This is a genomic window from Marinilabilia salmonicolor JCM 21150 (genome assembly GCF_000259075.1).
GTDB classification, from domain to species: Bacteria; Bacteroidota; Bacteroidia; order Bacteroidales; family Marinilabiliaceae; genus Marinilabilia; species Marinilabilia salmonicolor.
In genome coordinates this window covers 102,591-113,588 of sequence record NZ_AJKI01000022.1, presented here as the reverse complement: position 1 = coordinate 113,588, position 10,998 = coordinate 102,591, and the positions used below count along the sequence as shown (strand labels likewise).

Annotated in this window: 8 protein-coding genes; all 8 read right to left on the bottom strand. The window is 43.9% G+C overall.

The genetic code is table 11. The features are described from left to right. Positions 1-733: 733 nt before the first annotated feature. The gene (locus tag W7W_RS0112470; protein WP_010664074.1) at positions 734-1,261 is read right to left on the bottom strand and encodes a PepSY-associated TM helix domain-containing protein; all 528 of its coding nucleotides are present in this window, start codon (positions 1,259-1,261) and stop codon (positions 734-736) included. A gap of 242 nt (positions 1,262-1,503) precedes the next feature. Beyond that, positions 1,504-2,061, bottom strand: a complete 558-nt coding sequence (locus W7W_RS0112465) for a hypothetical protein (protein WP_010664073.1) — start codon at positions 2,059-2,061, stop codon at positions 1,504-1,506. A gap of 28 nt (positions 2,062-2,089) precedes the next feature. Further along, a complete protein-coding gene (locus W7W_RS22185) occupies positions 2,090-3,307 on the bottom strand; it encodes a DUF4857 domain-containing protein (protein ID WP_010664072.1) in 1,218 nt (405 codons plus the stop codon). Between the two features lie 42 nt (positions 3,308-3,349). Continuing rightward, positions 3,350-4,018, bottom strand: coding sequence for a hypothetical protein (locus W7W_RS0112455; protein WP_010664071.1), 669 nt, complete (start codon positions 4,016-4,018; stop codon positions 3,350-3,352). 4 nt (positions 4,019-4,022) lie between these two features. Continuing rightward, the gene (locus W7W_RS0112450; protein WP_010664070.1) at positions 4,023-4,904 is read right to left on the bottom strand and encodes an ABC transporter ATP-binding protein; all 882 of its coding nucleotides are present in this window, start codon (positions 4,902-4,904) and stop codon (positions 4,023-4,025) included. 393 nt (positions 4,905-5,297) lie between these two features. After that, the gene (locus W7W_RS0112435) at positions 5,298-6,716 is read right to left on the bottom strand and encodes a DUF6850 family outer membrane beta-barrel protein (RefSeq protein WP_025007006.1); all 1,419 of its coding nucleotides are present in this window, start codon (positions 6,714-6,716) and stop codon (positions 5,298-5,300) included. A gap of 28 nt (positions 6,717-6,744) precedes the next feature. Then, positions 6,745-7,944 (bottom strand): DUF4876 domain-containing protein, encoded by a 1,200-nt coding sequence (locus tag W7W_RS0112430; protein ID WP_010664068.1) that lies wholly within the window; start codon positions 7,942-7,944, stop codon positions 6,745-6,747. A gap of 13 nt (positions 7,945-7,957) precedes the next feature. Further along, positions 7,958-10,750 (bottom strand): carboxypeptidase-like regulatory domain-containing protein, encoded by a 2,793-nt coding sequence (locus W7W_RS0112425; protein WP_010664067.1) that lies wholly within the window; start codon positions 10,748-10,750, stop codon positions 7,958-7,960. Between the last annotated feature and the right edge of the window lie 248 nt (positions 10,751-10,998).

Sequence of the window (10,998 nt, the reverse complement as noted above, 5' to 3'; positions counted from 1 at the left end):
CCAAATTTTTAGACTGTTATTTTATTGATTTTCAATTATTTAACTGTTTTGTCATGTACTAAGGGCAAAAATATAGATTTAATCTGTGGAGGCATGATGTTTTTTGCATTTACTATCAAAAGTTCTTTCAAAATACAGCTTGACAGCACACTAATATATTAGACGTGCTGTATGGTTGTGCTGATAGTTTAGATCTAACCTATATTATATATGAGGTAGGTAAGGTGTAAACAGGCTGAATGCCTGAGAGAGATAGGAGGCTGTCCAAAAAGTCCAATTTTTATGTCATTCTGAGTGGCTACCCCAAATAATTTTGGGTCATAATGCGGATATGACTGAATTGTCGCGTCCCCGCAGGGAGCAAATTTGAATAACCCCGGGTGGATAACCCGGGGTAACTGGAACAAATGAAACCAGGTCCCCGAATGTGGGTCAATTGTCAACTTGTTGATAACTTGGTTTTTACAAAAAAACTGTCATTGGTAGCTTGTCGAAGAATCTGTTCGTTTGAAAGACAGATGTTTCCACAACGCTCAACATGATACTTTTTTAGTGCTTTGGACTTTTTGGACAACGCCTTTAGAGGTATCCCCACGCCCCCTCTCTTCCTGGTTGTTTTGCGACCAGGAAGAGAAAAGTCATAATCCTGCTTTTCGGACGGTTGCTTTCTGATTATTAGAATTTGTTTGCTCTTTGCCACATTGGGATACTGCATTTGGGATTATTCGAAGATTTACAAAAATGCAAAAACCACCACCAGTGCAATTCCGGCCACAAACCACCAGACACCTCTGCGCATAAATCCGTTCTTTCCGGGAACCATGAACAGGCCTGAGAGTGCCAGAAATACCAGAACACCGGCATAAATGTCTGCAATAAAGCCCCAGCCTTTTACCTGATTTTCGTGCAACTGACTCATAAATAGGACCAGCGGACGGTCTTTATAGGTCTCATAATTGGTGGTACCGGTAGCCTTTTGATAGTCACCCATGCCGCCTGGAAAGTAAAATACAATCTGTTCAGAACGTTCTTCCAGGTAAGTGATGGCTTTTTCAGAGGCTGCGGAAGCCCATGCGTTTTTGAGGGCATCAGACGTTAAATCCGGAGACAGCTGAACAGTTTCTTCTGTTGTTTTAACGCCCATCTTGTGGTGAAGGAAAAATCCCGAAAGTGCATATACCAAAGTAATTCCCACAACAAAATAGCCTGCGTCGCGGTGAATGCGACGCAGCCATAATCTTACTTTATTTTTTGCCAGCATATTGTTTATATTAGGGCCTGCTGAAAAAGTCAAAAGAGGAGAATTTACAAGCCGACCCAATCGAAGGAGTATTGAAATACTTCGAGTTTGGGGCGGTGAAGTAAATTTTATTCTTTTGATTAGCTGTTTGTATGAGTAAGTGCAAAGAAATCCGTCTGGGAGATAAAATAACCTTGCACTTAAGTGTTTGTTGATATAATTTAAAATTCTAGTAGATAATAAAACAGGCGTTTTTCAGCGCCCTATTCTATCACTTCATAATTGATACCATCCACATAAAAAACTGAATAGAAGTTTTTGTTGTTGGCAGTCATCCAGTCACGCATCTCTTTTATGTTTGCCAATTCGGCACTGCATTGGTTTTCATTGATTTCAGCCTGCTCTTTCTGGTTAATGGTTTTCTGTTCCCATTGGTTGATATACTCCTCCGAAAGGCGGTTTTCACGTACAACGCCTTTAACCACAAGTCGTGTCCCGTTGAGTTCTGAATTGAAGCCGCCGATTTCTCCTTTGGCTTCTACGCGAATGGAGTTATCGCTGCTTTCATCTTTGAGGAAACAGCGTTTCCCGGAATGTTTACAAACGTGGGTAACCACTCCTTTGATGACCACTTCTTTGTCCACATTTTCTGCTGCTATTTCCATCAGGCTGGCTACATTGACCGCTTTGGAGATATCTACTGACGGGGCCTCTGCCGCTTCAGTAGTGTTTTTTGTTTCTTTATTGTCTGATTTGCTGCCTGATGAGGCGCAGGATGTTAATAAAAAGAGTGATGCAAAAAGGAAAAATAACTGTTTCATTTTGATGATTGTTTAGTTGGTGAATTATTTAATTTTCTTCAGTGTTTCCAATAATGATTGATGCCAGCAGCCCAAATGTTCCCGTAAGGAAAATTAACGCTGCCGTCCAAAAGCGTATGGACTTCTTCTGGTACCGGCGAATAAGAATGTACCCCAAAAGTAGTAAAACCGCTGAGATCAGATATCCGAAACCGGTGAATTCTATCCTGGGTTTAACAAATTCATTGTTTACGGATGTGAAACGCAGGCTGAAAGGGAAAAGGATATTGTACAGCTTTTCATTTTCTTCGGGTGCAGAAAAAGTTATGCTGTCTTTCAGCTGGTAATCAGATGCACCCACGGCAAAAAGAGTTTGTGCTGTTTCCGAAGTGACTTCCACATTCCAGTGAAAAAGGTTACCCATAATCAGGAGGTTGTCTCTTTCAGGATTGAAAGCGGGAACCGGTATTTCTTTTACTTCATATCCTCCTGTGAAAATGGTAAACAAGCGGCCATCATCTGTAATTAGAAAAGCATAAAACTGTCGGGCCGGATACTCTGTTACTGTAATCCAAACAGGATTTATATTTTCAGGGAGATCAACAGAGCTCACATAAGGACGTCCGTTGACCATTTTCAGATGAAAGAGTTTGTTTTGGCTGTCCACAATGAAATAGCCTTCGTCATAAGCTTTCCGGGTAGTGGGGTTACCGGCAACGATTTTGGGAGGTCCCAGAAAACCTTTTTCCCGGAGAGCGGCATCAAATTGGTTGCTCTTTTCTATGTCGATGGTGTTGGTTTCCGGTTGCACAAACTCCAATTTTCGGGTAAGCCGGAATCTGTCTCCCGGCATTTCCAAATCCACTCTTTTGGGCATCGATTCGAAAAGTGTGTATAAGGGGATAACCGGTTTGTTTTTATCGGCCGGACGGTAGCGGAAGTAGAAATTGTTCATGGCAATGATTTTCTGATTCATTTCCACACCTTGTAATGAGTCGGGGAGATTGCCTTCCCGTGTCAATTGCCGGAAATAGACCATCGGCAAAATGCTGTCGAACTGTGCCTGTGTATAGGTGTTTCCTTGGGCATCTTTGAGGGTGGTTTGTTCGTTGATGGTTTCCCGGATGCCAAAGGTTTCGGCCACACTGCTGTAATAGGTAAATGGATAATGATTGGGCTTGTCGGTGGCGATATTCCATAGCCAGGGCAGTACCCATGCCAATAGGAAAATGGTGGTGAGGGATAATAGTATTTTTATGATCTTCATTCGTTTACGATTTGCATGTTAATATTTTTGTTGCTCCGGAGATTATTGTCTTCCTACTTTCAGACGGAAAACAGAGAGCCATAGAAACAACACGAACAGTAGTATCCCCGCAAACATCAGAACCGGGATGGGAGCATAAGCCGCCGGGAAATCCGAGAGAAAAAGGATGCGAATAAGTCCTGTTGATAAGAGCATGTTGGGAATTCGCATTCTCCAGGTGGGTTCAACTGCTACAAATACACAGGCCATATAAGCCCACAAACCTGCTAGATACCACGGCAGAACGGTAAGGGCACCATTGTTCACAATTTCAGGGGCAAACAACAGGTGCATTCCTGTAAACAGACCGGCAAACTGCACGAGGAAAAGCCCCGTCAATAGTATAAAACCAAATCCAACCATCCAGGTGGTGATGGTTTTCTCACGCAGCGGCAGGTGAAACGTTAGTTTTATTCTGCGATTGGTGATTTCGGGGATAAACTGAGACAATCCCAGTAGTGCTCCGCTAAGCAAGGGGAGATATTTCAGTTCCGAAAACAGGAACTGGTTGCGTGTAATAATTACATCCCAGATGTGTTCTGCGCCCACCAGGCGGATGGAGCGACCCACACGCATAAACATATAGGTGTGTAGCAGTAATCCCGCAATGGCGATGGCCAGCATAAACCACCGGGTTTTAATCCATTCTTTGTATAATAGTGCTTTTATCATGGTTTTAGTATTTTCCTGTGAGACCGATGAAGGCTTCTTCCAGCGTTAATGATTCTTCCTGCAGATCACTTGCTTCAAATCCCTGTTCCTCCAAATTCTGTACAATGGTTTGTCTACCTGCATCGGAATAGAATTCCATTTTGTTCCGTATTTTTTCGGGGTGCACCACCGGCATCTTTTCCCAATTTGGAGCAAGGGAGGAGGTCATTCGGTAGCGTTTAAAGGAATCAAGAAACCTGTCAACGGGTTGTTGGAGCAATAATTTGCCATAATCCAGAATCATGCAGTCATCGATCAGCCGCTCCATATCCTGAATGATGTGGGACGTAACAAATACAGTTTTGTCTTCGGCATGTGCATATTCACTCAGGTAATCCACGAATAGTCGCCGATATCCCGGGTCAAGTCCCATGGAAAAATCGTCCAGAATCAGCAAATCTGCATTTTGGGCCAGGATAATGCCCAGGGCCACCTGGGAACGCTGACCGCAGGACATTCTGGAGATGCGCTGTTTGGGAGCAATTTTCAGTTTGTTCATCAGCTCCCAGAAAGGCACCTTGTCCCAAAGCGGATAAAATGAAGCGTAGAATTTCTCAATTTGCGCGATGTTCATAAATGAATATTGAACATGCCCTTCGAGCAATAACGCCACTTTTTGTTTTACCGAAGGGCTGAGTCGTCCGGCTTTTTGTCCAAACATGCGACACTCACCCGATTTTGGCTGCAAATAACCATTCAGGATATTAATGGTGGTGGTTTTGCCGGTTCCGTTTTTGCCCAACAACCCAACAATCCGTCCTTTGGCGATGGCAAAGTTCAGGTCTTCATAAATGCATCTGTCGCCATAATAATGGGTGAGATGTCTACACTCTATAATATTTTCCATTGTTTTTATTTTTCCTTTACTAATTAGGGTCTGTCCATAAAGTATCATTTACTGCGTTACGCTTGTCCGAAAAGTACTCATCCCGATTGTGCTTTTTGTTGGTTTTTTGTTCAAAAAACCTTACAAAAGCTACTTCGGGACTCCGCATTTCCGGGAATGGCAAGCCCCCGAAAAAAAATCGGGGCAGGCTTTGCAACTGGCACTTTCTGATCAGACACATGATTACTAAGATACTTTCCCGACTTTATAGACGGGCACTAATTACGAACTACTGGCTACAGGCTACTTGCTAAAAAAGCATTACACTTAGAGATAGCCACACTTTTGTGGCGGTTTCCCCACGGGCCTTGAGTAAGCTGCATCCGGCTTTGATTTGCCATGCGTTCCGGTTTTTCATGGTTTGTATATGTTTGGCTTCCAGTTGTGTGTGAAATTTATTTGCAGACCGGAATTGAAAATCGGGTACCAGGGTGTGTTGTACGATGAGGTTATCTTCGGGTGCCAGTAACTCCTCGCTGGTCTGGTCATCCATGCTGTGGCGATATTCAGTCCGCTTATCGATTGTCTGTGATTTATCAGAATGCCCACTGATGGTTTAATAATTAGTTGATTGATTGCTGTTTTCCAGCGAGTAGTTCTATACTCAGATGAATGAAGCTGAATACCGGTTTTCAGTTCAGGAATGATTGTCCACCGATCCTTCGTTATCCATCCTTTACCTGAAAGGAAGAGCGAGGAGTTTTGCCGGTGGAACTTTTGATTTTTTGACAGCAGCTGCGTCTCGGTGGTTGCAGTAATAGTATCCACAATAAAGGTTTCATAATAAAATTCTGTGCCTTTGCCTATATTATGATTGGCATCCATGCTTATTCGGTATTGATGCGCAGGTGTTTTCCACTGATATCCGCCTGTCAGTAGCAGGTCAGTTGAGGAGTAACTGCCGCGGGTACGGTGGCTGTAGGCTGCTTCAATGGTTTCCTGGGCGTATCTGGTATTCAGGAACCATCCCTCTTCCTGTAATTGCAGAAGCTGAAATTCAAGTGCATAACTATTGCCTTTGTAATCATTGGAATAGTTGGCAGAGGAGCCGGAAAGGTTCTGGTTGTAATACCCATAACCATACATGAAATAAATCAGGTCGGTTCTGCCTTCCTTGTAAGATTTGATATTTAGAGCCTGGTCGTAACGGCCATAGGTAACAGAGAGGGCTGCCAGATTTGATGTGCCGAGAGGAAGTGCCCAACCGGCAGTGAATTTAAAGTCGGAGATGATGGAGTAACTTCGCGGATCCCGGGTTCGGTAACTGCTTTGAGCCCGGTAGCTTGCGGAAAGGCCGAGTGTTCCTGCTGTGGTTTGGTGCGACAGCCCGCCCGATAAAAGGTAGGTCTCGTAGTCACGTGTACCGATAGTACTGTCTGCTATTATATATGGTCCCAGTCGATGCACATCCTCTACCTGTGACCAACGGATGTTTTTCTCTTTTCCACGGAGGTAGGCTGCTGTGCCAAAGAGCGTATTTCTATCTTTTTTATGGTATCCCACAACTTCTCCTGCCAGTATTTGGTGTCTATCTCCCTGATGATGGTAGTGAAGAGAATTGTTGTTTTGAAGTGTTGTATTTACTGATATTTCTGTGTATTTATCCAGTGGAAAGAATTGTTTGAGGGCCGGCTGGTTTTGGGCCAGCCGGATGATAATTTGTTTATCGGATTGCCACAGGTGGGCACGCCTGGAGACTGATAAAGTATCGGCTCCCTGCATGGCCACGTGACAAACGATAAAAACAAATGTTATGAAAAATCTCTGAATCATTAGCTTTGATAAGTATCCCTCAGGTTTTTTATTCTTCTATGATGCCTGGTTTGGGAGCAACAGTGCTGAGAAAGTCCACCGCTGAGTTGTTGGTGTCCATGTAAATGATGCGTCCATCCTGAACCGACTGAACTTTTCGTCGCACCACCTTGCCATATCTGGCATTGTCGCCATCCCCACAGTTGATGTAGCTCAGGTCCAAAGCAGCAGAGAGTCCCTTGCTGAGAAAGTCGGAGGGAGTTCCCATTTCTACAGCATCCAAAATGGAACTGTTGGGTATTCTGTAGCGAATGGAGGTACTTCCGTTGGCAGTTTGTTTTTCAATCAGGCTATTTTCCATATAATCATCCATGGAGTCCTCCGGTCTGAAAATGACATACGATTTAAACCCTCTATTGTGAGGCGTCCAGATAGACTTTGAATAACTAAAGTTTTTGACCAGATTGGGTACTTCAGGAACATCTACATCCAGAATATGATCATCATACCACTCAAAATCGGCACCCGATAAATCAACGGAATTGGCATTGTCAACTGTATGGTCAATGGCTACATCGGCCAAAACAATACTTTCGCCGGGCTGAACAGGATAGGTAGAGCCATCTCCCGGAATGGTGTAAATCAGCTGTGTTACAAAGTATTCGTCAATCATATCGGCCCAGATATTAAGGTCTGATGAGGAGGTATGATCCGACTCTCCAATGGAGATTCCGTCAGCATACAAAACTTCATCACTATTGTTGTAGATTTCAAAGTATTTGTCTTTGTAATAACTTCTGCCTTCGGGTGTTTGTGAACCGGTGACATACAACTCTTTGAACACCCAACTCTCACTGGCAGGTGCAATAAAAAGACCGATTTCTGATTCGAAGGCGGTTCCTGAAACACTGATGTTTTCTGTCAGTCCGGTAAGTGTCACTGTTTGTTCAAACTGGTCATCGCCAATTTGAGAGATATAGTTTTTCTCTCCGTTGACAAGAATGTTGTACACTCCTTCTTCCACAGTAGCGGTGTAGATTCCTGTTTCATCAACTGTTCCGGTTGTTTCATTTCCGTTGGTCGTATTGGAGAGTGTTACTGCCAGTCCTTCGGGATTGACATCGTCACCCATTTCCTGAGGCAGGGTAACCGTTAACGTAAGTTCCGACATGGGAACTGTTTCATCGTCGTCGCAGGATGCAGCAAGCAGCAGCACGGACATTGCAAAAAGTAAATTGATGTACTTCATGATATGTGTTAAATTAGATATTAAACTTGAGTTCCATTCCGAAATAGGGTTGTTTACTTCTGATGTAGGTGGCACCTGTTCTGAGTTTGTAATCGGGCAGGTAGTTGATCAGCCGGTTCACAAAAAAGGCGAATGTCAGATGATCCCCGATTTCTTTACTGACTTTGATGTTTACCCCCATATCGATGGGTTTTTTCAGTTCATCGAAATGATAAGTGGTAAAAGTGCGTGTCAGCAGTTTCAATAACGGATCCTCCTGATCAGCTTCTGTGTAAGGATAAATATTGCCTTTGTTGTCCATATATGCTACCGGAGTTCCATCGTAAGGGAGATATTGTTGTTTCTGATACCAGGTAGTTTGCAACGCCAGCGTTAGCAGCAGCCGGTGTTGCGGCAGGTGGGTGTCAAATCGTAAATTGGTGTTGAACAATTCCTTTTTTTCGCTTTCTGAATCATCCACTGCAAATATGCCCACATAAGGATATTCTGTTCCCTGGTAAACAATGGAGCGTCTTTCGTATTCGGGCAGAGAAATGTGATACCGCGTTTTGAACCAGGCACCGCTGATGGTAATGCGTGTGTTGAGTGCCCTGATTTTTGGCGATATGATTTGGTATTCCAATCCCTGCTTGTGCAGTTCAGAGCCGTTTACATGTTGTCTGTATTGGAATAACCGACTTTTTTCTTCTGCCGAAAAGAGATCGATGGCAGGTGGAGCAGTCAGATTTTCGGAGGATACAGATGCCGGATCGTAATAATTGTAAGTGTAGGATACAAAGTTTGCAGCCGACAGGGTACCATCATTCAAATATTCATCGAAGAGCGAAAACATCACTTTGGTTTTGCCGATTTTTGCATTCAGCCCGATTTCTTTTTTCAGATTTCTGACCGGTCGAATGCTGTAATTGGTACGATCCTCAATTTCAGTCATCACATACAGTTGGCGCAGTTCGGGCGTTTGGGAATAATAGTTCAGCTCCACTATGTCGAAATACTCTTTTTGTGGATAGAGCATTGCCAGCGCAGGCATTCGCGTCATTTCTCCCATTGCGGCATGAAGGGTGAGCTTGACCTGCTGCCCGGCCACCTGAAACATTGGGAGGGTATAACCAATATGTCCACGCAGGTCGGTGTACGCTTTCCCCTGCATATCAAAATCCTTGCTGATGCCGGGAAGCATCTGTATTCTGATGCCGGGACGTACTTTTAAGTAATGTTCTCCCATGTTGAAATTCAACTCTTCTTCCGCATAAAAGGAGAGGGTGTGCATGGCAGGAACCGTACTGAAATCATAGGGCCTTCCTCCTTTGGTGGGGAATACCGGACGTGACGCATCAAAGATGTCTCCTTTGCCGAAATTTTTGAGCGTTTGCCAATCCACACCGCTACTGAACTGATGGGTTAGGTTATGCTCCTTTCCGCTTAATGAAAAATCCAGCGAAGCAAAGAACTGAAAAGGTTGGTCATCCCGTTCAAAAGATGCTTCATATCTTGATGGCAGATATTCGGCGTAATATTTCCCTTCTTCCATAGAAGCCGGAATTGGTTGGGGGCCTGTCAGGGCAACCAGTCTGTTGCGCGTAAGTGTGTTTTGGGTGTGACTTGCTTTTATTCTGAACTCTAAATTTTTGCTGACGTCTCCTGGAATGTGCAGATCGCTCTGTAAGCTAAAATCCATTTGGGAACGCTCTGCCCGGTACTCATCTTTCATTCCATAATTCAGTTCCGGATCTTCCTTGTCTTTATCGATCGTCAAAAGATAGTCCAGCCCTGTTTTCACAGATAAGGTGCTTTGGCCAATGGAGTAGTGGTTGGAGTAACGCAGTGAGGACTGATTCCGGAGGTAAGTTTGTAGAAGACTTCTGGGATCATCTTTGTAATGCAGAAGTTCAGTACCAAGATTAAGAATCCCTTTGTGATTACCCATGTTGATCCCTTTGCTGATGGCAAAAACTTTGTTCTCCAGATCTGTTTTGGCCCTTGCCGACAGAGGCGATTCGCCCCATTTTCGTTTGATGATGACAGCCCCGGTGGAGAGGTTGCCCTGTTTGGCAGAGGGAATACCGCGTACAATCTCGACTTGCTCAATGTCATCCGTAGGAACCTGTCGCATATCAATGCCATTGGCTACGTTGATGCGGTTTTTCAGCTTGAGACCGGATTCCGCTAAATTGTTGCCCTGCATGGATGCATCACTGCTGAGAGGCATGCCGTCCACATAAAAGGATGTTCCGTAGGCCGTATTGAGATCATCACCGGCCTGTCTCAGTTTTATGGAGTTGATTTCCGACAAATTTTGCTTTTCCCAGCGGTATCCGGGTAGCAATTCCAGCAAATCACCAAATCCGGATGGTTGCAGATGCTGCATGGCCTGACGATTGATGACGGAAGTGCCCGGCTCGTTGGTTTTTTCAGTAGCTGTAACAATGACCTCCTGAATTCTGAGATCCAACCTCTGGAGCATTATCGTTTGTGTCCGGTTAGTCTGAAGGTCAATGCTTGTCTCAAACGGAGTGTAGCCCAGACAATGTGCCACCAAAGTGTACTTTCCTGTAGGAATATTTTGAAAAGTGAATTCTCCGTTGTTATTCGAATATTGCCAGCGGTTTAATTCTTTTAGTCCTACTGCAACATATTGTATAGGGTTGTTGGATGCTTTTTCCAGAATTGTTCCTGAAATTGAATGGAATTGTTGAGCTGACGAATAGGATGTAAGCACTGAAAGCAGCAAGAAAATCAACGGGTAATTGACTTTCTGTTCTACAAACCAATTGTGTTTAAGGAAAATTTGCCTTCCGGAAACCATGTTGGTTTCATTTGATATTTGTGGATTGTGCAGCTTCAATACAATGTGTTATTGTTTCGGAAGACAAAATTAGGGGAGGAGTTCATAAGCATCAATCCCCATTAAATGGGGTTTTGAAAGGTATTAATTCATTGACTTCAAGGGTGGGATGATCCTTGTAAGGAGTTGTTAGTGTGCGATATGTGAATATTGGAGGTAAATATTCCAATATTTGAATGCTCCCAATTAATAGGGGTATTGCAGGATTT